Source organism: Streptomyces sp. CNQ329 (assembly GCF_000482585.1).
In genome coordinates this window covers 494,370-517,986 of record NZ_AXVU01000001.1, presented here as the reverse complement: position 1 = coordinate 517,986, position 23,617 = coordinate 494,370, and the positions used below count along the sequence as shown (strand labels likewise).

Below are 23,617 nucleotides of genomic sequence, written 5' to 3'. Positions count from 1 at the left end.
CGGAGGGCCGGCCGGCGGGGGCCGGCCTCCCGTCAGCGGTCCGCGGCCGTGCGGTGCCGTACGTACGAACCCGAGCGGCCCTTGACGACCTCCAACTGCGCCGGGATCCGCCGGCGCAGCTCCGGCACGTGGCTGACGATGCCCACCGTGCGGTCCCGCTCGCGCAGCGCGTCGAGCACGTCGAGCACCTCGTCCAGGGTCTGCTCGTCCAGGCTGCCGAAGCCCTCGTCGATGAAGAGTGTGTCGAGCCGCACGCCCCCGGCCTCCTCCGCCACCACGTCGGACAGGCCGAGTGCCAGGGCGAGGGAGACGAAGAACGACTCGCCGCCGGAGAGGGTGGCGGTATCCCGCTCGGTGCCGGTCCAGGCGTCCACGACGTGCAGCCCGAGGCCGTGCCGGCCCCGGCCGTTCGCACGCTCGTCGGAGTGCACCAGCGTGAACCGGCCGGACGACATCCGCACCAGCCGGGCCGTCGCGGCGGCGGCGACCTGTTCGAGCCGGGCGGCCAGCACATACGACTCCAGCCGCATCTTGCGCTCGTTCTCCGCGGACGTCCCCGCGGCGAGCGCGGCCAGCCGGGCCACCCGGTGGTGCTGCGTACGCACCGGGGCCAGCTTGTGCACCCGGTCCGCGGCCTCCGCGGAGAGCGCGCGGAGTGCGTCGCAGCGCTCGCGCGCCTGGTCACGGGCGGTCGCGGCGGTACGCAGCCGGCGCCCCGCGGCGGCGAACGCCTCCTCGGCCCCGGCGACGGCGGCGGGCGGCCGGGCGGCAGCGGCGGCGGCGCGCGGCTCGGCCAGGGCCTCGGCAACGGCCGCCTCCTCCGCCTGCCACGCCTCCAGCCGCTTCTCCAGGTCCCGCAGCGCGGCGGTGTCGAGCAGCGCCGCGGCGGCCTCCTCGGGGTTCTCGAAGCCCGCGCGGTAGGCGGCGTCGGAAGCACGCGAGTCGGCGGCCTTGCTGCGGTCGGCGGCGGCAGCGGCCTCGCGGGCCGCGCGGGCGGCGGTGGCGAGCCGGTCCGCCAGCGACGCCAGTTGGGCCGCGCGCTCCTCGACGCCCGCGGCGCCGCCGCGGGCGGCGCGCACCTCGGCGTCGCGTGCCGCGCGTTCGGCGGTGAGCGCGTCGGCGCGGGAGGCGCGGGCGGCGGCGCGGCTCTCGGCCTGCTGCCGGCCGCGTACGCGGCGGGCGTGCTCCTCGTGCGCCTGGTCCAGTTGCTCGCGCAGCGCGAGGGCTCCGGCGGCCAGCTCCCGGGCCCGGCCCCAATCCCCCGCCACCCGCTCGACGGCGGCTGCCAGCGCGTCCCTGCTCTCCTCGCCGGCCACCTCGGCGGCGACGTCGCGGGCTTGGCGCAGCGAGTCCAGCCGCAAGGCCGCCTCTTCGCGTCCGCACTCGGCGGCCCGGTAGGCGTCCAGGGCCTCGTCCTCCTCGCGCTCGCCGACGTGTGCGCCGTCGGCCCTGGCGGGGGCCGGGTGGGCGGCGGAGCCGCAGACGGGGCACGGCTCGCCGTCCGCCAGCCGGGCGGCCAGCTCCGCCGCCATGCCGTCCAGGCGCCGCTCCTTCAGCCGCAGCCAGGTCTCGTGCGCCTGCCCGGCGCGCTCTGCGGCGTCGAGGTGCGCGCGCCGTGCCTCGTCCGCCCGGAGGGCCAGCTCGTCGCGGCGCTCGGCGGCGTCGAGGCGCCGGCGCGCACCCTCGTGCTCCGCGGCGAGCTGTTCCGCGCGCGTGGCCGCGCCCTGGGCCTCGTCGACGCGCCGCTGGAGGCCGCCGCGCAGGGCGTCCCAGTCTTCGAGCCAGCCCGCGGCTTCGCGCAGCACGTCCTCGTCGGCGCGGGACTCCTCGTCGAGCGCGGCGAGTTCGCGGGTGATCGCGGCGCTGCGGGCCTCGGCGGCGCGGGCGGCGTCCAGGGCGCCCAGTTCCTGCCGGGTGCGGGCCTCGTGCGCGTCGAGCTGCTCGGGGCCGCCGCCGGCGACGGTGCCCGGCAGCGCGGCGCGGGCCGCCTCCTCGGCCGCGGCAGCGGTGCGGGCTGCCACGGCGGTCTGGTCGCGCAGCTCCAGGGCGGGTGCCACGGCGGCGGCGGCGCGGGCGCGGCGCAGCTTCCCCTCCAGCGCCCCGTACTCCTGCCGGCGTTCGGCCCGGGCCTGCTGCCGCTGCCGGGCGTCGGCGTGCAGCCGCTGCAGCCGGGCGAGTTCGCGTACCTCCTGGAGGTGGCCCTCCGCAGCGGACTGGACGCTCTCCGCGGTGCGCAGCCGCAGGTCGGCCGCGTCCGCCAGCTCGCGGGCGGTGGAGCGGGCGACGGCGGCGTACCCGAGCACGCCCTCGGCGAGGCCGGCGTCGCCCGGCTTGGCGTCGTCGGGCGACCAGCCGTCCGGGGCGCCGGCGGCGGCCGGCCCGGCGGCCTGCCGGATGCGGTGGGCGAGGTGGAGCAGCCGCTCGTCCCCGTCGCGCACGGCGTCCTGGGAGCGGCGGCGCAGCTCGGCGAGGTGCTCCTCGACGGCGGCGAAGCGGCCGGTGTCGAAGAGGCGGCCCAGCAGCTTGGCCCGGGCCTCGGCGTCGGCGCGCAGGAAGCGCGCGAAGTCTCCCTGCGGGAGCAGGACGACCTGGCAGAACTGCTCGCGGGTCATGCCCAGCAGGCTGCCGATCTCCTCGCCGATCTCCTGGTGCGAGCGGCTGAGGCCGCGCCACTCACCGGCGGTCGCGTCGCGCTCGCGCAGCAGGCTGGTGGCCCGCTCCGTGGTGACGCCCTTGCCGTTGCGCTTGGGGCGGGGCCGGGCGGGTCTGCGGGTGACCTCCAGCCGGCGGCCGGCGACGGTGAAGTCGAGCACGACCTCGGTCGGGGTGAGCGGCTCGGCGTGGTGGCTGCGCAGGGTGCCGCCCTGGCGGACGCCGGGCACGCCGCCGTACAGGGCGTAGCAGACGGCGTCGAGGACGGAGGTCTTGCCGGCGCCGGTGGCACCCTGGAGCAGGAAGATTCCGGCGCCGGACAGGGCGTCGAAGTCGACTTCCTGCGTGCCGGCGAAGGGGCCGAAGGCGGTGACGGCGAGCCGGTGGAGCCTCACCGGGCGGTCTCCTCGCGCGCGCCGGCCGCGCGCACGGCGTCGAACGCGGCGTGCAGCACGGCCCGTTCGTCCGCCGTCGCCGTCGCACCGGGTCTGACGTGCGCCACGAAGTCCTCGGCGATCTGCTGGTCGTCGCGACCCCGGAGCCGGTCGGCGTACGAGGCGGCGGGACCGGCCGTGCCGTCCGCGGGATCGGGGGCGAAGACGAGGCTGACGACGTGCGGAAAGCGCTCGGCGAGACGGGCCATCGGTTCGTGCGGACGGGCGGCGTCGGTGAGGGTGGCCTCCACCCAGGATCCCTCGTGCGGCGTGAGGTCCGGGTCGGAGAGCAGGTCCGCCAGCCGGCCGCGCAGCCGCGCCAACGGCCGTGGCAGGGGCGTGTCGACGCGCTCGGCGGTGACGTCCCCGGCGGCGTCGAGGTCCACCAGCCACATCGACTTGCGGTGGGCGGCCTCCGAGAAGGAGTACGCGAGCGGGGAGCCCGAGTAACGCACGCGGTCGGTGATCCGCTGGGAGTTGTGCAGGTGACCCAGCGCGACGTAGTCGACGCCGGCGAAGACCGAGGCGGGCACGGAGGCGACGCCGCCGACGGTGATGTCCCGCTCGCTGTCGGATGCCTGGCCGCCGGCGACGAAGGCGTGCGCGAGGACGACGGAGCGGGTGCCTGCCGGGCGGTCGCCGAGGTCGGCACGTACCCGGTCCATGGCGGCGGAGAGCACCGCCGTGTGGCCGCCGCGGGGAGCGGCGAACTCCTCGCGGACCAGCGCCGGTTCGAGATAGGGCAGCCCGTAGCACGCCACGTCCCCGGCGGCGTCCCGCAGCAGGACCGGCTCGCCCACGCCCGCCGGGTCGGTGCGCAGGTGGACACCCGCGCGGTCCAGCAGCCCGGCGCCGACGCCGAGCCGGCGCGCCGAGTCGTGGTTCCCGGAGATCATGACGACCGGCACGCCGAGCGCCCCGAGCCGGTGCAGCGCCCGGTCGAACAGCTCCACGGCAGCCAGCGGGGGCACCGCACGGTCGTAGACGTCCCCGGCGACGAACACGGCCTCGACGCCGCGCTCGGCCACGACCGCGACGAGGTGGTCGAGGAACGCGGCCTGGGCGTCGAGCAGGCTCACCCGGTGGAACGAGCGGCCCAGGTGCCAGTCCGAGGTGTGCAGGAAGCGCATGAGGCCCGACTGTAGCGGCGGGGTACGACAACCCGTGCCGTCACGGGAGGCTCACCCGGTGCCGTACACCTCGTCGCCGGGACGGAGTTCGGCGGAGCCGGCGGTGGCGTCGGCCAGCCACGAGCCGAAGGCGTCGAGTTCGGCGGCGGGTACGGCGACCTCGATCTCGGCGCTCTCGCCGTACGTCACGCCGAGTACGTCGCGCCCGGCGGCGTGCAGGTGACCGAGCACCCTGCCGGCCCGTCCGTGGTCGACGGTGACGGTGACCAGCCGCATCCGCAGCCGCGTCACGGTGCCGGCCGCGTCCACGGCGGCGCCGACCGCACCGCCGTAGGCGCGGATGAGCCCGCCCGCGCCGAGCTTGGTGCCGCCGAAGTAGCGGGCGACGACGGCGACGACGTAGCGCAGCTCGCGGCGGAGCAGCAGGTGCAGCATGGGCAGCCCGGCCGTGCCGCCGGGTTCGCCGTCGTCCCCGGACTTCTGCACCCCCGCGTCGGCACCGATGACGTAGGCGAAGCAGTGGTGCGTGGCGTCGGGGTAGGCGGCGCGCACCCGGGCCAGGACGGCCTGCGCCTCGGCTTCGGTGGCGGCGGGGGCGAGCGTGCAGACGAACCTGGAGCGGTTCACCTCGCTCTCGTACACGCCCTCCCGGGCGACGGTCAGATACCCCTCGCGCATCCGGCCACCCTAGCTCCCGGTGCGCCCGCACCTGCCGCCCGGGGAATCGGGGCCCGGCCGCCGGCGTTGCAGGGGCATGTACGCAGACCAGGAGACCATCCGCAGGATTCTGACCGCGACGGGCGACACCTGGGCGGTGGTCGGGCTGTCCGACAACTCCTCACGCGCGGCCTACGGTGTGGCGCGCGTCCTTCAGCGGTACGGCAAGCGGATCGTGCCCGTGCACCCCAAGGCGGAGACCGTCCACGGCGAGCAGGGGTACGCCTCGCTCGCGGACATCCCCTTCCCCGTCGACGTGGTCGACGTCTTCGTCAACAGCGACCTGGCCGGCGGAGTGGCCGACGAGGCGGTCGCGGCCGGCGCCAAGGCGGTCTGGTTCCAGCTCGACGTGATCGACGAAGGCGCGTACGAACGGGTGCGCGCGGCCGGTCTCGACATGGTGATGAATCGCTGCCCGGCCATAGAGATCCCCCTGCTCGGCGGCTGAGCGGAGGGCGGGCGGCGGGCCGTCAGGCGCCGAGGCCGTCGAGGACCACGGCGCCGGGCAGTCCGGCCAGCGCCTTGCCGGGCACGATGAGCTTGCCGCGCCGCCGGCCGCTGCCGATGACCAGGTGCGGCGCGTCCGCGACCCGGGCGTCCACCAGCACCGGCCAGCTCGCCGGCAGCCCGATCGGGGTGATGCCGCCGTACTCCATGCCGGTCTCGGCGGTGGCGGTGCCGGAGGGCGCGAACGACGCCTTGCGGACGCCGAGGTGGCGCCGGACGGTGCCGTTGACGTCGACGCGGGTGGTGGACAGCACGACGCAGGCGGCGAGGGTGACGTCGTCCGCGCGCTTGCCGGCGACGACGACGCAGTTCGCGGAGCGCTCCAGCAGGTCCTGCCCGTACGTCTCGCAGAAGACGGCGGTGTCGGCGACCTCGGGGTCGGAGTCGACGTGGATCAGCTCGGCCGCGGGGACGGCCCCGTGCCAGCCGCGCAGGGCGGCGGCGACCGGGTCGGCGAGCAGGCCGAGGCGTTCCGTGGCGGGGGCGGCGTCGTCGAAGTCTCCGATGGGTGCGCGCATGTCCGTGACCCTAACCCGCCTCAGCGCGGGGGTGGCACGACCACCGCCATCACCAGCTCCACGGGCTCCTGACCCTCGTTGCGGTACGCGTGCGGCGTGCTCGCCTCGAAGCTGGCGGACGTGCCCGCCGGCACCTGGTGAGTTGTGCCGGCGACGAGGAGCGTCAGCTCGCCCGCGGTGACGTGCAGCAGTTCGGTGGTGCCCGCGGGGTGCGGGTCGGAGCTGCTGCCGTCGCCGGGCATGAGCCGCCAGGACCACATCTCGAACGGGCCGGGGCTCTGCGTGCCGACGAGCAGCCGGCTGGCACTGCCCCGCTTGGTCGTCCACATCCGTACGGCCCGGTGTGGCGGCACGAGCTGCACCTCGGGACCGTGTTCGTGGTCGAGGAGCGTCGTGATGCTGATGCCGAGGGCGTCGGCGAGCTTGACCGTCGTGCCGACGCTGGGGTTCGTCCGCGCCTGCTCTATCTGGATGATCATCCCCCGGCTGACGCCCGCGCGGCCGGCCAGCGAGTCCAGGGTGAAGCCGCGCTCGTTGCGCCAGTGCTTGAGGTTGCGGGCGAGCGCGTGCGTGAGGACGTCGAGATCCGTCAAGGCTCCGTCCAACTCCGTCCAATATTTTGGATGCTTCCGTCCAGTACAGTGAACTACACTGCGGAGAACCACAGCGTTCACCACAGTGTACTCGGAGGGCTTCGTCGTGACCGCACTCTTCGCCCTGGCCACCAGCATCCTCTACGGGCTGGCCGACTTCGGCGGCGGGGTGCTGAGCCGGCGCACGCCCGCTCTCACCGTGGTCGTGCTCTCGCAGCTCGCGGCGACGGCGGTGCTGGGCGCCGTGGTGCTGGCCACCGGCGCCTGGAGCGAGGCCGGCCCGCTGCTGTGGTTCGCGGTCGCGGCCGGCGTCGCCGGGCCGGTCGCGATGATCTGCTTTTACAGCGCGCTGGCCCGCGGGCCGATGGGCGTGGTCTCCCCGCTGGCCTCGCTGGCCGTCCTGGTGCCGTTCGGCGTGGGTCTCGCGGCCTACGGGGAGCGGCCGGGCCCGGTGCAGTATGCGGGCGGGACCCTCGCGCTGGCCGGCGTGGTGCTGGCGTCCGGGCCGGTGCGGGGGGCGCCGGTGGCGCGGCGGACGCTGGCGCTGACGCTGGGCGCGGCGGCGGGCTTCGGCGCGGTCTTCGCCTTCATCGCCGAGGCATCCACGACGGTCACGGGGCTCTTCCTCGCACTGTTCGTGCAGCGCGCCGTGAACGTGGCGGTGGGCGGCGCCGCGCTGTACGTGGCGGTGCGCCGGGGTGGCCCGGCGCTGCCGGAGGGCGGCTGGGGCACGGTACGGGCGGCGGCGCCGGGGCTGGTGTTCGTGGGTCTGGCGGACGTCGCCGCCAACGGGACGTACGCGATAGCCGCGCAGCACGGCCCGGTGACCCTGGCGGCCGTGCTGTCCTCGCTGTACCCGGTGGTCACGGCGCTGGCGGCCCGGGGCGTGCTGCGGGAGAAGCTGCGCGCGGTGCAGGCGGCGGGCGCGGGTCTGGCGCTGGCGGGGACGGTGCTGCTGGCCTCGGGGTGAGCCGTGTGCGGTGCCGGGGCGCGGCTCAGAAGTGGTTGCGGATCGTGTAGAGCAGCAGTCCGAAGGCGTGCAGGCACAGCACCACGGCCAGGACGACGCGCAGCGTACGGTTCGTGATCATGCGGCACCGCTCCTCACGGACGGACGGTCGGTCATGTCGCCGTCTCCAGTGTGCCGGGCGGCACCGGGCGCAGCGGCGGGTGCCAGCCGGACTCGGGGATCCAGCGGCGCACGATCCGGGCGGGCGCACCGGCGACGACCGCGTGGTCGGGCACCTCACCGCGCACCACGGACCCGGCGGCGACGACCACGTTGCGGCCGAGCCGGGCGCCGGGCAGGATCACCGCTCCCACGCCCAGCCAGCTTCCCGAACCGATCTCCACCGGCTCCGAGCGCGGCCACTGCTCACCGACCGGCTCGTGCGGGTCGGCGTAGCTGTGATTGATCGAGGTGATGTACACGTACGGTCCGCAGTACACCTTGTCGCCGATGGCGACGGGAAGGTCGGCGATGACATGGCTGCCCCGGCCCAGCACGACGCCGTCGCCGAGCCGCATGGCGGCGTCCGGGCCGAGCGGGGCACCGGGAGCCAGGCCGACGGTGAGCGTCACCTGCTCACCGATGATGCAGTGCGCACCCAGCTCGATCCGGCCCTCACCGAAGATCGTGCCCTGGGGGAAGGGAAGGACAGTACCCTCGCCGATCCGGCGGAAACGGTACGGGCCCGGGCGCCCGGCGCTCACCGCCCCCGTGGTCCGCACCCACCGCCAGCCGCGGTGCACGGCGCGCGAGAGCAGCCGGCTCGTCACGGAGTTGCGCTGCTGGTTCGGCACCCGGTCACCGTACCCCTCCCGCCTCTCGCCTACGCTCTGACCGAGCGCGGCCGAGCCCTCGGACGTCGACGGGCCGCCCGCCGCTCACCAGGACGTACGACGGCGGGCGGCGCGGGCCGCCGCGAGCACCGGGAGCGGACGACATGTCAGGACGGCCGGAGCCGCTGATCGCGGCGGTGGGCGGGCGCGAGCCCGCGGTGGACTCCCAGGCGTACGTGGCCCCGACCGCGGTGGTGGTCGGCGACGTGACCCTCGGCCCGGACACCAGCGTCTGGTACCAGGCGGTGCTGCGCGGCGACTGCGAGTCGGTCTCCCTGGGCGCGGGCAGCAACGTGCAGGACAACTGCACCGTCCACGCCGACCCCGGCTTTCCCGTCGTCATAGGCGACCGCGTGACCGTCGGCCACAACGCCGTCGTGCACGGGTGCACCGTGGGCGACGACGTGCTCGTCGGTATGGGCGCGACGGTGCTCAACGGGGCCGTGATCGGTTCCGGTTCGCTGGTGGCCGCGCAGGCACTGGTGCCCCAGGGCATGCAGGTGCCTCCCGGCTCCCTTGTCGCCGGGGTGCCGGCGAAGGTCAAGCGGCCGCTGACCGACGAGGAGCGCGAGCACATCCGTCTCAACGGCGCGGGCTACGTGGCCCTGACGCAGGTGCACCGCGAGTCCCTGGGCGGCGCCGCCTCCTGAGCCCCGTCTTCGCGCCGTGCGGCTTCCCGGGACGCACCCGCGGTACGAACCCGGGCCGCCGGCCGTACCGCATCCGCGGCGGCCGGACCGTCGGCCGTCCAGCGCCTCAGTCGTGGGGGCGCAGCGTCCACAGCACCATCATCCGCCCGCTGACGGCGCCGTCACCGCGGACGATGTCCACCTCGACCGGGAACTCCGGCCGCTCGCCGGCGTCGAGTTCGGCCACGACGTCGGCAACGGGCCTGCCCAGCCGCGCCGTGGCGGACACCTCGCCCCTGGCGATCTTCAGGAAGTCGATCTCCGCCCGCACCGGCAGCGGGACGGCCCGCCCCATCTGGTCGCCGAACGCGGCGAGTACGACGGCGCCCGTCGCCGACTCGGCGAGGGTGAACATCGCGCCGGCGTGCGGGCCGCCGACGTGGTTGCGGTGCTCCGGCCGGTCCGGGAGACGGAGGGTGGCGGCGTCCGGGGTGATCTCGTCGTAGACGAGGCCGAGGGTGCGGACCATGGGTACCGATGCCTGAAGGAGCTCGCCCAGCGGCGGCATGGTGTCTGACATGTGACCACGTTACCAGCGGGTAATAAGTGTGGCCACTCCCTCTCGCCAGCTATGTTGTTCCGCATGTGGCCAGGACAGCAGCCCGGGGGCGAGCAGCACCAGCAGCAGCCGAACCCGCACCAGCAACAGCCCTCCCCGCACGGCCCGCAGGGCTTCGACGGACAGCAGCAGCAGTGGGGCCAAACCGCGCCGCCCGGCGCTCCGGTACCCGTGAAGAGCGGGATGACCCCCCGCACTGCCGTCGCCGTCATCGGCGCCGTCGCCGTGATCGCCGCGGCGGGCGTGACGGGCGTAGCGCTCCTCGACGACGACGACGGCGGAGGCGGGAGCAAGGCGAGCCCCGGCGGCGGAGGTTCACCCTCCGCGTCGTCCTCTCCGTCACCGTCGGACAAGCCCGTGCTGCAGGACGACGCCGACAACCCGCGGGGCCTCGCGGACGACCAGAAGATCGAACCGGTCGTCTCCGGCTGGAAGGCCGTCTACAACGCCAAGCGTCACAACGTCTACGACGTGCCTCCGGAGTGGGAGGTGCAGTCGCCGACCATGACCATCGGCTTCGAGGACGACTCCGGCCCGCTGGTGTCGATGACGGGTGCCGCGCTCTACAAGGACGGCATCTGCAAGTACGCCAGCCGCGCGGGCGCCGGCACCAAGGGGGGCATCGGCGCGAAGAACACCAAGGAAGCCGTCGAGAACGAGGCGGGCGCCTGGGCCGAGGCCGCCTTCAACACCAGCAAGAAGGCGACCGTCAAGCAGACCGAGCCGGTGCCCTTCAGCAGCAAGCACGGCCTGAAGGGGCACATGGCCACCGCGACGGTCACCGGCGTGCCGCGCGAGACCAAGTGCTCGGCGGACGGCAAGATCTTCGCCTTCACCTACACCGACGTCAACGGCGAGTTCGCCACCTGGGTCCTGTACAGCGACACCGGGGTGAAGGACGAGGTTCCGGACGACACCGTCGCCAAGATCATGGACAGCCTGCGCCCGCTGGAGGAGTAAGCGCCCGGAATGTGTTTGGCAGCGGGCCGGCGGGCCCGGCATAGTCCGCGGGTGACCCGTCCACCCGCACCCGACGCCGATTCCCCGCCGGATCCCGCACGGGACCCCGCAGCCGCTTCCGTACCGGCGCCCCGCCGCTGGGCGGGGCGCAACTACACGCTGCTCTCCCTCGCCGCGGTGATCACCAACCTCGGCGCCTCCGGCGCGCTCATCGCCTCGGCGTTCGCAGTGCTCGAAGCCGGTGGCTCCGCCACCGACGTCGGCCTGGTGGCCGCCGCGCGGACGACGGCGCTCATCGTTTTCGTCCTCGTCGGCGGCGCGGTCGCCGACCGGATACCGCGGCACCGGGTGATGGTCGTCGCGAACACCGTCAACTGCGCCTCGCAGGGGGTCTTCGCGGCACTGGTGATCGCCGGCGAGGCGCACGTGTGGCAGATGGTGCTGCTCTCCGCCGTCGGTGGTACGGGGCACGCGTTTTTCGCGCCCGCCGCCGAGGGCATGGTGCTCTCGTCGGTTCCCGGTGAGCACGCGGGCCGTGCCTTCGCCATGTTCCGCGTCGGCGTCAACGGCGCCGGCATCGGCGGGGCCGCGCTCGGCGGCGCCATGGTCGCGGCGGCGGGGCCGGGGTGGGTGCTGGCAGTGGACGCGGGCGCGTTCGCCGTCGCCGCGGCGCTGCGGGCGTTCCTCGACGTCAGCGGCATCCCCGAACGGCAGCCCGGCGGCGGCATCCTCGACGATCTGAAGGTCGGCTGGCGGGAGGTGACCGGGCGGCCCTGGCTGTGGTCGATCGTGCTCCAGTTCGCGGTCGTCAACGCGGTGGTGGGGGCGGCAGAGGCGGTCTACGGGCCGCTGGTCGCCCGCGAGCACCTCGGCGGCGCCGGGCCGTGGGGACTGGCGATGGGTGCCTTCGCCGCCGGGACGCTGGCCGGTGCGCTGGTGATGACCCGGTGGAAGCCGCGGCGGGTCCTGCTCGCCGGGGTGCTGTGCGTCTTCCCGCTCGCGCTGCCGGCCGCGGCGCTGGCGGTGCCGCTGCCGGTGGCGGGGCTCTCGGCGGTGATGTTCGTCTCCGGCCTGTGCGTCGAGGTCTTCGCGGTGGCCTGGATGCTGGCGCTGCACCAGGAGATCCCCGAGGACAAGCTGTCGCGGGTCTCGTCGTACGACTGGCTCGGCTCGATCGCGCTGATCCCGGTGGCGACCGCGCTCGCCGGGCCGCTGCAGGACCTGGTGGGCCGGCCGGCGGCGCTGTGGGGCTGCGCGGCGCTGGTCGTCGCGCTGACCGCGGCGGTGCTGTGCGTGCCGGACGTACGGCGGTTGCGGCGGCGTACGGAACACGCGGCGGCCGGCCCCTCCGGCGCGGGCGACGCCGCGGGCACGGCTCAGCCGATCGTGAAGGCGCCGTCCGGCGGCTCGGGCGAGGGCACGGCGTCGGCGTCCGTGACCGGCTGAGCGCCCGCCGTCAGCCGCCGCAGCGCCGGCCCGTACTCGACGCGTGCGGGGAACGGGTCGCCGGCGGTGCGCCGGGCCAGCTCCGTGAGCGGCAGCCGCGGGGAGTCGTCCGCGGCGTGCTTCGCCGCGACCACGAGGATGTTGCCGAAGCGGCGGCCCCGCAGCACCGCGGGCTCGGCGATCAGGCACAGCTCGGGGAAGACGGCGGCGGCGGTGGCCAGTTGGGAGCCGAGGAAGCGGAACGGGGCGCTGTCGGCGAGGTTGGCGACGTACACCCCGTCCGGGCGCAGGGCACGGGCGGCGGCGCCGGCGAACTCCAGTGACGCGACGTGCGCCGGCACCCGGGAGCCGCCGTACACATCGGCGATGACCAGGTCGCAGCTCGCCGGACGGCGCCGCTCCAGCGCGGCACGGGCGTCGAGGGCGCGTACCTCGACGCCGGAGCCCGGCGGGAGCGGCAGGTGCTCGGCGACCAGGGCGATGATCCCGCGGTCGGACTCCGCGACCTCCTGCCGGGAGCCGGGGCGGGTCGCCGCCACGTACCGGGGCAGGGTCAGCGCGCCGCCGCCCAGGTGCAGGGTGTCCAGCGGACGGCCGGGCGGGAAGGCGAGGTCCACGACGTGCGCGAGGCGGCGGGCGTACTCGAACTCCAGATAGGTGGCGTCGTCGAGGTCGACGTACGACTGCGGGGCGCCTTCGACCGTGAGCAGATACGCGCGCGGGCGGTCGACGTCCGGCAGCAGCCTCGCGGTGCCGCCGTCCACGGCGGCGACGACGGGGACGGGCTCCTCCACACCGGCCATTCTGACGCAGGAGGCCCGCCTTCCGTACCCGGATGCGCCGATGCACGGATACGGAAGGCGGGCGGCGGTGGGCCCTGGTGCGGCCCGGACCGCGTCAGTGAAGCGCGGTGACCGTGCCCGCGCCGACGGTCCGGCCGCCTTCGCGGATCGCGAAGCCGAGCCCCACTTCGAGCGGCACCTCGCGGCCCAGCTCGACCGTCATCGCGACGGTGTCACCGGGCCGGGCGACGGCGGTCTCACCGAGGTCGACATCGCCGACGACGTCCGCGGTCCTGATGTAGAACTGCGGCCGGTAGCCGGTCGAGACGGCCGTACGCCGGCCGCCCTCGGCGGCGGACAGCACGTACACCTCGGCGGTGAACCGCCGTCGCGGGACGACGCTGCCCGGCGCGGCGACGACGTGCCCGCGGCGCACCGCGTCACGCGCGACGCCGCGCAGCAGCAGCGCGACGTTGTCGCCGGCCTGCGCGGAGTCCATCGGCTTGCCGAAGGTCTCCAGCCCGGTGACGACCGTCTCCACGTCCGCGCCGAGCACCTGCACCCGGTCCCCGACGCGTACCGTGCCCCGCTCGACGGCGCCGGTGACGACCGTCCCGCGGCCGGTGATGGTGAGCACGTTCTCCACCGGCAGCAGGAACGGCGCGTCCACGTGCCGCTCGGGCATGGGCACGTAGGCGTCGACCGCGTCGAGCAGGTCCACGATCGCCTCGGTCCACGCCGGGTCGCCGGCGAGGGCACGCAGCCCGGAGACGCGGACCACGGGCGCCTCCTCTCCCGGGTAGCCGTGCTTGGTCAGCAGCTCGCGTACCTCCAGCTCGACGAGGTCGGTCAGCTCCGGGTCGCCGGCGTCGGCCTTGTTGAGCGCGACGACCACGTGCCGGACGCCCACCTGCCTGGCGAGCAGCACGTGCTCCGCGGTCTGCGGCATGACGCCCTCGACCGCGGAGATCACCAGGATCGCGCCGTCGAGCTGGGCCGCGCCCGTGACCATGTTCTTCACGAAATCGGCGTGGCCGGGCATGTCGACGTGCGCGTAGTGGCGGGTCGCCGTCTCGTACTCGACGTGCGCGATGGTGATGGTGATGCCGCGCACCGCCTCCTCCGGCGCCCGGTCGATGCGCTCGAACGGGACGAAGGTGCCGGTGCCGCGCTCGCTGAGCACCTTGGTGATCGCGGCCGTCAGCGTCGTCTTGCCGTGGTCGACGTGCCCCATCGTGCCGATGTTGACGTGCGGCTTCGTGCGCACGTACGCCTGCTTGGGCATGGTTCTTCCTCGCGGATCGCAGTGGCTGCGCGGACCCCGGGCCCGACCGGCCCTCCCCCGCTGGGGTCCGCTGGAGCGATCACGGGAAGGGGCGGATTCGGGCGCCGTCGGCTGCGGTTGCCGCACCTGCCGCGAGTGCGGCCGGCACAGCCTTCAGCGCGTCCGCGGCTGCGGACGTGTGCGCGAGGAAGGCGTACCGGAACATGTGCACCATGATCGGGCACGGAGCCCTCGCCCGTCGAACGGTTTTCGGCCGGGCGCCCGTGGCCCCGGCGCCCCCGTCGGGTCGGAGGCGGCCTGCCCGTCCGACAACGGGGTCGTGGGGGCCACGGGGCGGCGAGGGACCGGTGTGCCGTGAGCGCCGGAGCGGCGGCGGGAGTTGAGGGGCACGTCACGGTGCAGGTGCGGCCCCGTCGGTTAGGCTCCAACCGTGCCCGAACCCGCCGAGGCGCCCGCCGTCGGCCGCGCCGTACGCTGCGGCCGGGTTCTGCTGTCCCCGCGCACCCGGCTCGGGCTGCTCCTCACCCTCCTCGCCGCCGCGGTGGCCGTGGCCGTCGTGTGGCGGCCGCACCGGCTGCTGGCCGACGGTCTGCCACCGCAGTTCACCGGCCTGTCCGCGGTGCTCGTCTTCGCCGTGGCGTACGGGCTGTGCACCGCGGCCCTCGTACCCCGTCCGCTGCTCAACCTCGCCTCCGGCACGCTCTTCGGCGCCCAGGCGGGCCTGGCCGGTTCGGTGTCGGGCACGGTACTGGGCGCGGGCGTCGCGTTCGGGATCGGCCGGCTGCTCGGCCAGGACGCGCTGCGTCCCCTGCTGCGCGGGCGGTTGCTGACGGCGGCCGACCGGCAGCTCAGCCGGCACAGCTTCCGCTCGATGCTGGTGCTGCGCACCTTCCCCGGTGTGCCGTTCGCGGGCGTGAACTACGCCGCGGCCGTCTCCCGGATGAACTGGACACCGTTCCTGGTGGCCACCGCGGTGGGCTGTGTGCCGAACACCGCCGCGTACGTGATCGCGGGCAGCCGCGCCTCCGACCCGCTCTCCCCCGTCTTCCTCGCCGCCCTCGGATTCATCGTCGCCAGCATGGCGGGCGGGGCCGCGGTCGCCATGCGCCGCCGCCGGCGGTACGGGCGCCGGCGGGCCCCGGGCGGAGTGATCTCTTCCGCCGTTCCCGCGGCAGATCCCACCGTGCGCACCGCGGCTGTGGCCGCAGCCGACCCTGGGGCCACGCGCCTCATGCCGGGGCCTTAACATCTCCTGCAACCCGTCGGCGAACTCAAGGACATGTGCAGCCCCGTATGAGCTGGTTCGAAGCAGTCATCCTCGGACTCGTCCAGGGGCTGACGGAATTTCTGCCGATCTCTTCCAGCGCCCACCTCCGGCTGACGGCGGCCTTCGCCGGCTGGAAGGACCCGGGCGCGGCCTTCACCGCGATCACCCAGATCGGCACGGAGACCGCCGTGCTGATCTATTTCCGCAAGGACATCGCACGCATCGTCTCCGCCTGGTGCCGCTCGTTGACGAACAAGGCGATGCGATCCGACCACGACGCCAAGATGGGCTGGCTGGTCATCGTCGGCTCGATCCCGATCGGGGTGCTGGGGCTGACCTTCCAGGAGTCGATCGAGGGCCCGTTCCGCGATCTGCGGCTGATCGCCACCACGCTCATCGTGATGGGCCTGGTCCTCGGCTTCGCCGACTGGCGCGCCTCCACCGGCGGCGGCCGGCACCGCGCGGCGGTGAAGCGCAAGGAACTGGCGGACCTCAACACCCGCGACGGGCTGCTGTTCGGCCTCGCCCAGTCGCTCGCGCTGGTGCCGGGCGTCTCGCGCTCGGGTGCGACGATCACCGGCGGTCTGTTCCTGAACTACAGCCGCGAGGCCGCGGCCCGGTATTCGTTCCTGCTCGCCATCCCCGCGGTGCTCGCCTCCGGGCTCTTCGAGCTGCGGAAGGTTCCGGGAGCGACGCACATGAACTGGGGCGCAACCGTGGCCGCCACGGTCATCGCCTTCGTCGTCGGATACGCCGTCATCGCATGGTTCATGAAGTTCATCACGACCCGCAGTTTCGCCCCCTTCGTGATCTACCGCGTGCTGCTGGGCATCCTGATCTTCGCCCTGGTCGCGGCCGGCGCCCTGGAGCCGGACGCCGGCGAAACGGCGCACTGACCCGGCCGGCGCCGCCCCCGGCCCGGGGCCGGAGCCGTACCGGGACCGTCAGAACGACGCCTCCCTCAGGCCGTCCTCCGCCGCCCCGCGGCTGAGGACGGCGGCGCGCACCCGCGCGTGGACGTCCGGGTAGGTCTCCGGAGCCGCGGGCACCACCCGGAACGGCGGGCCGGTCTCCGAGTGCTGGGCCAGGAACTCCGCGCGGGTCACCCGCCAGCCGTCGCGGGCGGGGGTGAAGGTGAAGCGGGCGGCGGAGCCCTCGTTCCCGCGGTACATCGACGGGATGAAGCTGGCGACCTGGTCGCCGAGGCCGTAGACGACCCAGGTGCCGTTGATCTTCTCGTACGGCTGCGGCACGTGGTTGTGCGTGCCGATGATCAGGTCGATGTCCTTGCGCCCGCCGCTGCGCGACCGGGTCAGCCGGTCGGCGAGCCGCCGCTGGGCGAGGTCGGGCTCCTGCTGCCATTCGGTCCCCCAGTGCGCGCTGACGACGACCACGTCGGCCCCGGCACGGCGGGCGGCGCGGGCGTCGGCGACGACGCGGCGGGGGTCGAGGATGCGGAGGGACCAGGGTGCGTCCGCGGGGACGCCGGCGTTGCTGCCGTAGGTGTACGAGAGGTGGGCGACCCGCGCGCCGCCCGCGCGCAGCAGGGCGGGGCGGTTGGACTCCGCGCGGGTGCGGGCGGTGCCGGCGTAGTGCAGACCGGCCGCGTCGAGGGCGTCCAGGGTGCGGCGTACGCCGTCGGTGCCGGAGTCGAGCGCGTGGTTGGAGGCGGTGGAGCAGCCGTCGTATCCGACGTCACGCAGGGCGGCGGCGAGGCCGGGCGGGGACTGGAACGACGGGTAGCCGGTGAACGGGCCCTCCGGCGGTCCGAGCGGGGTCTCCAGATGGCACAGCGCGACGTCCGCGGCGGCGACGGTGGGCGCGACGGCGGCGAACATGGGGCGGAAGTCGTAGTCCTCTCCCCCCGCGTCGTCGGCCGCCTGCGTCATGATCGAGGGGTAGGGGATGACGTCGCCGGTGGCCAGCAGCGTGAACGGGCGGGTACCGGGCTCGGGACCCGCGGCGGCGGTGGCGGCGGACCGCTCGGCGGGTGTGCAGCCCGCGGCGAGCAGCGCCGCGGCGGCGGCGAGCACGGAAGCGGTGCCTGCGGCTACGGAGAGCCGGATGCGGCGCCGGGGCATGGGCGCCCCCTTCGTACGGTAGGAGCACGAACGGGAACCAGCTTGCCGCTTTTCTTATGATTTTCTGCTTAACACCTCGGGGGTGTAATGCGTACGGGTGGCGGAATCAACCCGCCCGGACCACCGCGCGGACGATCCGCTCGCACAGCTCGTGGGTGGCGAGCGCGTCCTCGGCGCTCAGCAGCTTCCCCGTACGCACCGCGTCCAAGAACGCCAGCACGGCCTGCTCGATGCCGCGCTGGCGGGCCACCGGCACCCAGTCGCCGCGCCGCCGCACGCTGGGCTGGCCCTTGTGGTCCACCACTTCGGCGAGGTTGCGGACCTCGCGCTTGGCGTCCTGGCCGGACACCTCCAGGATCTCCTCGGCGGAGCCCGACAGCCTGTTCATCGCGCCGATGGCGGTGAAGCCGTCGCCGGACAACTGCAGGACGACGTGGTGCAGCAGCCCGTCGCGGACGCGGGAGCGCACATCGACGTGCTCGGCGGGGCCGGGCGCCAGGAAGCGCAGCGTGTCCGCGACGTGGATGAAGTCGTCGAAGACCATCGTGCGGGGGTCCTCGGGCAGCCCGGCCCGGTGCTTCTGCAGGATGATCAGGTCACGCGGGTGCTCCAGGCACTGCACGTAGCCCGGCGCGTGGCGGCGGTTGAAGCCGGTCATCAGCGAGACGCGGCGCTCGCCGGCGAGGCGCACGAGGCGTTCGGCGCCCGCCAGGTCGTACGCCAGCGGCTTGTCGACGTAGACGGGTATGCCCGCCTCCAGCAGCGCGGTGACCAGTTCGACGTGCACGGAGGTCGGCGCGTGCACGAACGCGGCGTCGAGGCCGGCGGTGAGCAGCGAGTCGAGGCCGCCGTGGCGGTGGGCGGGCGGGATGCGGTGGGCGGCGGCGACGCGGGCGAGGGTGGCGGGGGTGCGGGTGTACAGGTGGGGCTCGACGCCGGGAAGTGAGGCGAGCACCGGCACATACGCCTTCTGCGCGATGTCGCCGAGCCCGATCACGCCGGTCTTCAGGGGCATGGCACCCGTGGTCATGTCTGCTCCCGTCCGCACCGTTGGCCCGTGGTCCGCCCTGGCCGCAGGAGAACACGCGTCAGGGCACCGCCTGTGCGGGGGAAGCATACGGGCCGCCCGGACCGGCGCCGTCGCCGGGCGGCTGCCGGTCCGCGCTTCCGCCGAACGTGCGCAGCACGGTGCGGGGGCCCAGCAGCCCCGCACCGCGAATCAGGGGCGTTGCGGGTGCGGACGGCGAGCGGGCCGGTCAGATTGATCCGCCGGCCGGAGCGGCCGGAGCGCACCGCCGCGGCACTGGTGCGCGCCAGGCGATCGCGGGTGCAGCGCGCCGGGGCCTCGATGACGGCCGCGGGGTCGGCGACGGCGTGGTGGGTGGGGACGCCGTCCTCGACGGCCTGCTGCGCGGCATGCCCGGCGGCTGACCGGCGGGCCCACGCGGCAACTTCGCGCGGCGCGCGTCACTCCTGCGGGGAGTACCGCAGCGGCGCCGGACGCACCAGTGTGGCCGGGTGCACTCCACTCCCGCGGCCGGTGCCCTGCTGACCGGCCTCACGACACTCGCCGCCGTCACCGGCTGCGTCTCCGTCTCCCCCGACCCCGGTACCGGGACCCGCCACGGCCCGGGTGCCGGCCAAGCCGCTCCTGCCGCGTCCGGGCCCGCCGCGTCGCCGCTGCCGGGGCGCGAGGAACTGTCGACGATCGGTCCGGTACCGCGGCGGCGGCACGTGACGCCGGCGCCGGCATCATCCGCGGGCGCGGCGGAGCCGGAGGTCACGGCCCCGGACGGGACGCCCGCGGCGCCACCGACGCGGGCCCCGAAGCCAGAACGGGTCCGCCCGGCCCGTACCGCGCAGCCGGCCGCGCCGCCGCCGGCCGAGGGGGCCGGCGGGGCCGTCGATGTGTGCGGGATCGCGGGGGACTACGGCCGCTGGGCACCCGGCAGCCGGGAGGCGGCGGCCTGCGCGGACTACTTCGAGCGCTAGGCGTACGCCCGGCCGTACCCGGGCCCCGGCCCGCACCCGCGGCGGTGTCCCCCGCCGGGCTTCAGTCCCCGGCCGCCGCCAGATCCGGGACGCGCCAGTCGATCGGCGCGTGCCCCTGCGCGGCCACCGCCTCGTCGATCTGCGAGAACGGCCGCGAGCCGAAGAACTTCTTGGCCGACAGCGGCGACGGGTGCGCCCCCTGGACCACGACGTGCCGGGCGGTGTCGATGAGCGGCAGCTTCTTGCGCGCATACGCCCCCCACAGCACGAACACCGCCGGGTCGGACCGCTCCGCCACGGCGCGGATCACCGCGTCGGTGAACTCCTCCCAGCCCTGGCCCTTGTGGGAGTTCGCCTCGCCCTCGCGCACCGTCAGCACCGCGTTCAGCAGGAGCACGCCCTGCTTCGCCCACGGCATCAGATACCCGTTGTCCGGGACCGGGTGGCCGAGGTCGTCGCGCAGCTCCTTGAAGATGTTGCGCAGGGAAGGCGGAGTGCGCACCCCCGGCCGCACGGAGAAGCACAGCCCGTGTCCCTGCCCCGGCCCGTGGTACGGGTCCTGGCCGAGGACGAGCACCTTCACGCTGTCGTACGGTGTGGCGTCGAGGGCCGCGAAGACCTCCTCGCGCGGCGGGTAGACGGGCCCGCGGGCACGCTCCTCCTCGACGAACGACTCAAGTCGCGTGAAGTAGGGCTTGTCGAGCTCCTTGCCCAGGGCGTCCTGCCAGGACGGGGGCAGCATCGGGGACACGGGTGAGGGACCTCCGGTCGGCGCAGAAGATCGTTCAGTGGGTCGTTGCGCAGCCGAGAGTACCGCCGGGCACTGACAACGCCCCTACCAACTGGTCTTCTTGTACAGCTCCCACATCCGCATGATCGTCGAGGCGTCGAGGCTCCACTCCACCCCGGCGACATCGTCGTCCGCGGCGATGTACTGCCGGGCCTGCCACAGCGGCAGCAGCCGGGCGTCCTCGGCGAGGATGTCCTGCGCCCGCGAGAACTGCTCGTTCACCCCGGCCCGGTCCGCCTTCTTGCGCGAGGCCGGCAGCAGCTCGTCGGTGATCTCCGCGTTCTCGTACGGCGTGCCCAGGGCGTTCTGCGCGCCGGTGAAGGGGGCGATGTAGTTGTCCGGATCGGGGAAGTCGGGGGACCAGCCGCGGCCGAAGACCGGGTACTCGCCCTTGTTGTACGCGGCGGCGAACTGCTCCCACTTGCGGCCCTTGACCGTGACCTTGAACAGGCCGGTCTCCTCCAACTGCTGCTCCAGCTCCTCGAACTCCCGGGCCGTCACCGAGCCGTACCGGTCGGTGGTGTACCAGAGCGTCAGCGGCACGGGTTCGGTGACCCCCGCAGTCTGCAGCGTCGCCGCCGCGGCCTCGGGGTCCGGATCGCCGTAGCGGTCGAAGAACGGGGTGGTGTGGCCGGTGATGCCGCGCGGGATCATGGAGTACAGCGGCTCCGCCGTGCGGCCGTAGACCTCGCGTACGAGCGCGTCGCGGTCGATCACCTGGGCGACGGCCTGCCGCACGGCGAGGCTGTCGGCGTACTCGTGCTCGGGGTTGAAGACCAGGTAGCGGATCTCCGGCATGACCACGCGGCTGAGGGCGATCGTGCCCTTCTCGTCGGCCGTCTTCTCCAGCTCCGGCACCCGGTCCGGCGGCAGCCCGCGGTAGGTGACGTCGATGTCGCCCTTCTTGAGGGCGTCGGTCATCGCGTCGGAGTCGTCGAAGTAGTGGATGCTGACGGAGTCGTTGCGCAACTCCGCGTCGCCCGTGTACTCCGAGTTGCGCTCCAGCTCGGCGACCGACCCCTTCTCGTACGACGCGAGCGTGTACGGACCGGAGCCGACGAGGGTGCCGGCGTCGGCCAGCTCGTCCGCGGGATACGTCTCGGGGTCGACGAGCGAGGTGGCCGGTGCGGCCAGGATGAAGGGGAAGGTGGCGTCCGCCCGCTTGAGATGGAAGGTGACGGTCCGGTCGCCCTCGGTCTCGACCTTCTCCAGGCTCGCCAGCAGTCCCGCGGGGCCGGTCTCGGCGTTGATGGCGAGGACCCGGTCGAAGGAGTGCTTGACGGCCGCGGCGTCGAGCGGGTTGCCGTTGGAGAACGTGAGGCCCTCGCGCAGCCTGCAGCGGTACGTGCGGCTGTCGGCACCGGTGAAGCCGCAGCTCTTGGCCGCGTCGGGCTGCGGGACCGTACTGGTGCCGGCGTAGTGCATGAGCGTCTGGTAGACGTTCCGGTACAGCTCCCAGCTTCCGTCCCAGGCGGCTGCCGGGTCGAGCGTGCTGGGCGCGCTCGTCGTACCCACGTCTATGTGCCGCTCATCGTCGCCGGACGCCGACAGAGTGCCGCAGCCGACCAGCAATGAGACGGGTATCAGCACCGCGGCGATCCGCCGCGGGCCCGACCGGAAGAACACGTGCTTGTCCCCCTCCTTGCACCTGTTCGATGGGGTGCGCAGACCCTACCCCACGGTTGGTGGATCACGGATCCCCCGGGACAGCGCTATGACCCGGAGGAACGCGTGAGGTGTCGGTGACTCCCGGTTCAGCTCCACCCCGCGTTGAGGAAAATCCCACCCTCGATGGCGAGCGTCTGCCCGGTGATCCAGCCCGCCTCGTCGGAGAGGAGGAACGCGGCGGCGCCGCCGATGTCCTCGGGCACCCCGAGCCGGCCCAGCGGATAGCCGGCGGCGGCCTCCTCCTCGCGGCCCTCGTACAGCGCGACCGCGAACTTCGTCTTCACCACGGCCGGCGCGATGGCGTTGACCCGCACCGCCGGCGCGAACTCGTGCGCGAGCTGCAGGGTCATGTTGATCATCGCGGCCTTGCTCATACCGTACGCACCCACGAACGGCGACGCCGAGAGCCCGGCGACGGAGGAGACGTTGACGATCGCGCCACCGTGGTCGCGCTGCCACGCCTTGTACGTCTGCTGGGCGAAGCCCAGGGCGGACAGCACGTTGGTCTCGTAGACCTTGCGCACGGCGTTCAGGTCGACGTCCGCGATGGGGCCGAACACGGGGTTGGTGCCGGCGTTGTTGACCAGGTAGTCCACCCGGCCGAACGCCGCCACGGTGCGGGCCACCGCCTCGGCCTGGTGGTCCTCGTCGTGGGCTTTGCCCGGTACGCCGATCGCGCGGCCGGCACCGAGACGCGCCACGGCGTCCTGCAGCGCCTCCTCGCCGCGGCCGGTGATGCACACCCGGTGGCCGCGTGCCACCAGGGCTTCCGCGATGCCGTAGCCGATACCCCGGCTGGCCCCGGTGACCAGGGCGACCCGCCCGCTGTCCGCGGCCTCCGGCGCGCCGGCGCTCTCCTGCTGCGTCATGTCCTCGTCCCCCGGCCTCAGTCGAGCGGCCCGCCGGCCACGTACAGCACCTGGCCGGAGACGAAGCCGGCGTCCTCACCCGTGAAGAAGGCGATGGCGCCGGCGACGTCGTCGGGCCGGCCGACGCGCCGCACGGGGATCTGGGAGGCGGCCGCGGCCTGGAAGTCGTCGAAGTCCATGCCGACCCGGGCGGCGGTCTGGGCGGTCATGTCGGTGGCGATGAAGCCGGGCGCGACCGCGTTGGCGGTGACGCCGAACTTCCCCAGCTCGTGGGCGAGGGTCTTGGTGAAGCCCTGCAGTCCCGCCTTGGCGGCGGAGTAGTTGGCCTGGCCGCGGTTGCCGAGCGCGGAGCTGCTGGAGAGGTTGACGATCCGGCCGAAGCCGGCGTCGACCATGTGCTTCTGGCAGGCCCGGGACATCAGGAACGCACCGCGCAGGTGCACGCTCATGACGGTGTCCCAGTCGTCGTCGCTCATCTTGAACAGCAGGTTGTCGCGGAGCACCCCGGCGTTGTTGACCAGGACGACGGGCGGGCCGAGCTCGGCGGCGACGCGCTCGACGGCGGCCTCGACGGCGGCGGCGTCGGAGACGTCGCAGCCGACCGCCAGCGCGGTGCCGCCGGCCGCGGTGATCTCCGCGACGGTCGTTGCGCAGGCGCCCTCGTCGAGGTCGAGCACGGCGACGGCCCGCCCCTCGCGGGCCAGGCGGACGGCGGTGGCGGCGCCGATGCCGCGCGCGGCGCCGGTGACGATCGCGACCCTTCCGGTGGTGGACATGCTGGTGTTCTCCTCGCGCTGGCTGGAGCCGGGATGCCGCCCGACGATCGGTGAGCAACC

General features: G+C 74.3%; 23 protein-coding genes. 8 read left to right on the top strand and 15 right to left on the bottom strand.

Features of this window, described 5'->3' with window-relative positions:
- Positions 1 to 32: 32 nt before the first annotated feature.
- Genes I003_RS0102265 through I003_RS0102255 form a run of 3 tightly spaced genes read right to left on the bottom strand, consistent with a single transcriptional unit; the run spans position 33 to position 4,894 of the window.
- Entirely contained in the window at positions 33 to 3,047 is a 3,015-nt protein-coding gene (locus I003_RS0102265) for an AAA family ATPase (RefSeq protein WP_027770004.1), read from the bottom strand.
- Positions 3,044 to 4,216 carry an exonuclease SbcCD subunit D gene (locus tag I003_RS0102260; protein ID WP_027770003.1) on the bottom strand — a complete coding sequence of 391 codons (1,173 nt, stop codon included), beginning with the start codon at positions 4,214 to 4,216 and terminating at the stop codon, positions 3,044 to 3,046. Before I003_RS0102260 ends, I003_RS0102265 begins: the two co-directional genes overlap by 4 nt.
- A gap of 51 nt (positions 4,217 to 4,267) precedes the next feature.
- Positions 4,268 to 4,894: a YigZ family protein gene (locus I003_RS0102255; protein ID WP_027770002.1), complete on the bottom strand. Its 627-nt coding sequence runs from the start codon at positions 4,892 to 4,894 to the stop codon at positions 4,268 to 4,270.
- Between the two features lie 76 nt (positions 4,895 to 4,970).
- Between I003_RS0102255 and I003_RS0102250 the strand changes: the two genes are divergently transcribed.
- Positions 4,971 to 5,381: a CoA-binding protein gene (locus tag I003_RS0102250; protein ID WP_027770001.1), complete on the top strand. Its 411-nt coding sequence runs from the start codon at positions 4,971 to 4,973 to the stop codon at positions 5,379 to 5,381.
- A 22-nt stretch (positions 5,382 to 5,403) separates the two neighbouring features.
- On the opposite strand, the gene I003_RS0102245 is transcribed toward I003_RS0102250, so the two are convergent.
- Both I003_RS0102245 and I003_RS0102240 read right to left on the bottom strand, forming a co-directional pair.
- Positions 5,404 to 5,958, bottom strand: a complete 555-nt coding sequence (locus I003_RS0102245; protein ID WP_027770000.1) for a YbaK/EbsC family protein — start codon at positions 5,956 to 5,958, stop codon at positions 5,404 to 5,406.
- Positions 5,959 to 5,978: 20 nt separating this feature from the next.
- Complete coding sequence (locus I003_RS0102240; protein ID WP_027769999.1) at positions 5,979 to 6,551, bottom strand: XRE family transcriptional regulator; 573 nt, start codon at positions 6,549 to 6,551, stop codon at positions 5,979 to 5,981.
- Positions 6,552 to 6,657: 106 nt separating this feature from the next.
- On the opposite strand from I003_RS0102240, the gene I003_RS0102235 reads away from it, so the two are divergent.
- A complete protein-coding gene (locus I003_RS0102235; protein ID WP_027769998.1) occupies positions 6,658 to 7,521 on the top strand; it encodes an EamA family transporter in 864 nt (287 codons plus the stop codon).
- Positions 7,522 to 7,673: 152 nt separating this feature from the next.
- On the opposite strand, the gene I003_RS0102225 is transcribed toward I003_RS0102235, so the two are convergent.
- Positions 7,674 to 8,354 (bottom strand): acyltransferase, encoded by a 681-nt coding sequence (locus I003_RS0102225; RefSeq protein WP_027769997.1) that lies wholly within the window; start codon positions 8,352 to 8,354, stop codon positions 7,674 to 7,676.
- Between the two features lie 143 nt (positions 8,355 to 8,497).
- Here I003_RS0102225 and I003_RS0102220 point away from each other — a divergent pair, with 143 nt between their 5' ends.
- A complete protein-coding gene (locus I003_RS0102220; RefSeq protein WP_027769996.1) occupies positions 8,498 to 9,043 on the top strand; it encodes a gamma carbonic anhydrase family protein in 546 nt (181 codons plus the stop codon).
- 106 nt (positions 9,044 to 9,149) lie between these two features.
- Here I003_RS0102220 and I003_RS0102215 read toward each other — a convergent pair whose 3' ends face one another.
- Positions 9,150 to 9,602 carry a DUF4442 domain-containing protein gene (locus I003_RS0102215; RefSeq protein ID WP_027769995.1) on the bottom strand — a complete coding sequence of 151 codons (453 nt, stop codon included), beginning with the start codon at positions 9,600 to 9,602 and terminating at the stop codon, positions 9,150 to 9,152.
- A 63-nt stretch (positions 9,603 to 9,665) separates the two neighbouring features.
- Here I003_RS0102215 and I003_RS0102210 point away from each other — a divergent pair, with 63 nt between their 5' ends.
- Together I003_RS0102210 and I003_RS0102205 are read left to right on the top strand one after the other, a co-directional pair.
- Positions 9,666 to 10,601: a DUF8017 domain-containing protein gene (locus I003_RS0102210; RefSeq protein WP_027769994.1), complete on the top strand. Its 936-nt coding sequence runs from the start codon at positions 9,666 to 9,668 to the stop codon at positions 10,599 to 10,601.
- Between the two features lie 51 nt (positions 10,602 to 10,652).
- A complete protein-coding gene (locus I003_RS0102205) occupies positions 10,653 to 12,047 on the top strand; it encodes an MFS transporter (RefSeq protein ID WP_027769993.1) in 1,395 nt (464 codons plus the stop codon).
- Here I003_RS0102205 and I003_RS0102200 read toward each other — a convergent pair.
- Positions 11,978 to 12,841: a fused MFS/spermidine synthase gene (locus tag I003_RS0102200; RefSeq protein ID WP_027769992.1), complete on the bottom strand. Its 864-nt coding sequence runs from the start codon at positions 12,839 to 12,841 to the stop codon at positions 11,978 to 11,980. The genes I003_RS0102205 and I003_RS0102200 overlap by 70 nt on opposite strands.
- A 103-nt stretch (positions 12,842 to 12,944) precedes the next feature.
- Complete coding sequence (gene tuf / locus I003_RS0102195) at positions 12,945 to 14,114, bottom strand: elongation factor Tu (protein WP_027769991.1); 1,170 nt, start codon at positions 14,112 to 14,114, stop codon at positions 12,945 to 12,947.
- 430 nt (positions 14,115 to 14,544) lie between these two features.
- Between tuf and I003_RS0102190 the strand changes: the two genes are divergently transcribed.
- Both I003_RS0102190 and I003_RS0102185 read left to right on the top strand, forming a co-directional pair.
- Positions 14,545 to 15,360 (top strand): VTT domain-containing protein, encoded by an 816-nt coding sequence (locus I003_RS0102190; protein ID WP_027769990.1) that lies wholly within the window; start codon positions 14,545 to 14,547, stop codon positions 15,358 to 15,360.
- Between the two features lie 47 nt (positions 15,361 to 15,407).
- A complete protein-coding gene (locus I003_RS0102185; RefSeq protein WP_027769989.1) occupies positions 15,408 to 16,277 on the top strand; it encodes an undecaprenyl-diphosphate phosphatase in 870 nt (289 codons plus the stop codon).
- A gap of 48 nt (positions 16,278 to 16,325) precedes the next feature.
- On the opposite strand, the gene I003_RS0102180 is transcribed toward I003_RS0102185, so the two are convergent.
- Both I003_RS0102180 and I003_RS0102175 read right to left on the bottom strand, forming a co-directional pair.
- Positions 16,326 to 17,462 carry a CapA family protein gene (locus I003_RS0102180; RefSeq protein WP_027769988.1) on the bottom strand — a complete coding sequence of 379 codons (1,137 nt, stop codon included), beginning with the start codon at positions 17,460 to 17,462 and terminating at the stop codon, positions 16,326 to 16,328.
- A gap of 106 nt (positions 17,463 to 17,568) precedes the next feature.
- Entirely contained in the window at positions 17,569 to 18,471 is a 903-nt protein-coding gene (locus I003_RS0102175) for a Gfo/Idh/MocA family protein (RefSeq protein ID WP_027769987.1), read from the bottom strand.
- Positions 18,472 to 18,980: 509 nt separating this feature from the next.
- Between I003_RS0102175 and I003_RS0102170 the strand changes: the two genes are divergently transcribed.
- On the top strand, positions 18,981 to 19,454 hold the full coding sequence (locus I003_RS0102170) for a hypothetical protein (protein WP_027769986.1): 474 nt from the start codon (positions 18,981 to 18,983) through the stop codon (positions 19,452 to 19,454).
- A gap of 61 nt (positions 19,455 to 19,515) precedes the next feature.
- Here I003_RS0102170 and ung read toward each other — a convergent pair whose 3' ends face one another.
- The 4 genes from ung to fabG form a co-directional block, all read right to left on the bottom strand.
- Positions 19,516 to 20,196, bottom strand: a complete 681-nt coding sequence (gene ung / locus I003_RS0102165; protein ID WP_027769985.1) for a uracil-DNA glycosylase — start codon at positions 20,194 to 20,196, stop codon at positions 19,516 to 19,518.
- A gap of 93 nt (positions 20,197 to 20,289) precedes the next feature.
- Complete coding sequence (locus I003_RS0102160) at positions 20,290 to 21,870, bottom strand: ABC transporter substrate-binding protein (RefSeq protein WP_027769984.1); 1,581 nt, start codon at positions 21,868 to 21,870, stop codon at positions 20,290 to 20,292.
- Between the two features lie 128 nt (positions 21,871 to 21,998).
- Positions 21,999 to 22,781, bottom strand: a complete 783-nt coding sequence (locus I003_RS0102155; RefSeq protein ID WP_027769983.1) for an SDR family oxidoreductase — start codon at positions 22,779 to 22,781, stop codon at positions 21,999 to 22,001.
- Positions 22,782 to 22,798: 17 nt separating this feature from the next.
- On the bottom strand, positions 22,799 to 23,557 hold the full coding sequence (gene fabG, locus I003_RS0102150) for a 3-oxoacyl-ACP reductase FabG (RefSeq protein ID WP_027769982.1): 759 nt from the start codon (positions 23,555 to 23,557) through the stop codon (positions 22,799 to 22,801).
- Positions 23,558 to 23,617: the final 60 nt, after the last annotated feature.

Excerpts from the sequence above, each read along its gene's own strand:
- I003_RS0102215 (WP_027769995.1), bottom strand. The coding sequence starts at position 9,602 with ATGTCAGACACCATGCCGCCGCTGGGCGAGCTCCTTCAGGCATCGGTA.
- I003_RS0102210 (WP_027769994.1), top strand. The coding sequence starts at position 9,666 with ATGTGGCCAGGACAGCAGCCCGGGGGCGAGCAGCACCAGCAGCAGCCG.
- I003_RS0102250 (WP_027770001.1), top strand. The coding sequence starts at position 4,971 with ATGTACGCAGACCAGGAGACCATCCGCAGGATTCTGACCGCGACGGGC.
- I003_RS0102255 (WP_027770002.1), bottom strand. The coding sequence starts at position 4,894 with ATGCGCGAGGGGTATCTGACCGTCGCCCGGGAGGGCGTGTACGAGAGC.
- ung (WP_027769985.1), bottom strand. The coding sequence starts at position 20,196 with ATGCTGCCCCCGTCCTGGCAGGACGCCCTGGGCAAGGAGCTCGACAAG.
- I003_RS0102155 (WP_027769983.1), bottom strand. The coding sequence starts at position 22,781 with ATGACGCAGCAGGAGAGCGCCGGCGCGCCGGAGGCCGCGGACAGCGGG.
- I003_RS0102185 (WP_027769989.1), top strand. The coding sequence starts at position 15,408 with ATGAGCTGGTTCGAAGCAGTCATCCTCGGACTCGTCCAGGGGCTGACG.
- I003_RS0102245 (WP_027770000.1), bottom strand. The coding sequence starts at position 5,958 with ATGCGCGCACCCATCGGAGACTTCGACGACGCCGCCCCCGCCACGGAA.
- fabG (WP_027769982.1), bottom strand. The coding sequence starts at position 23,557 with ATGTCCACCACCGGAAGGGTCGCGATCGTCACCGGCGCCGCGCGCGGC.
- I003_RS0102220 (WP_027769996.1), top strand. The coding sequence starts at position 8,498 with ATGTCAGGACGGCCGGAGCCGCTGATCGCGGCGGTGGGCGGGCGCGAG.
- I003_RS0102180 (WP_027769988.1), bottom strand. The coding sequence starts at position 17,462 with ATGCCCCGGCGCCGCATCCGGCTCTCCGTAGCCGCAGGCACCGCTTCC.
- tuf (WP_027769991.1), bottom strand. The coding sequence starts at position 14,114 with ATGCCCAAGCAGGCGTACGTGCGCACGAAGCCGCACGTCAACATCGGC.
- I003_RS0102260 (WP_027770003.1), bottom strand. The coding sequence starts at position 4,216 with ATGCGCTTCCTGCACACCTCGGACTGGCACCTGGGCCGCTCGTTCCAC.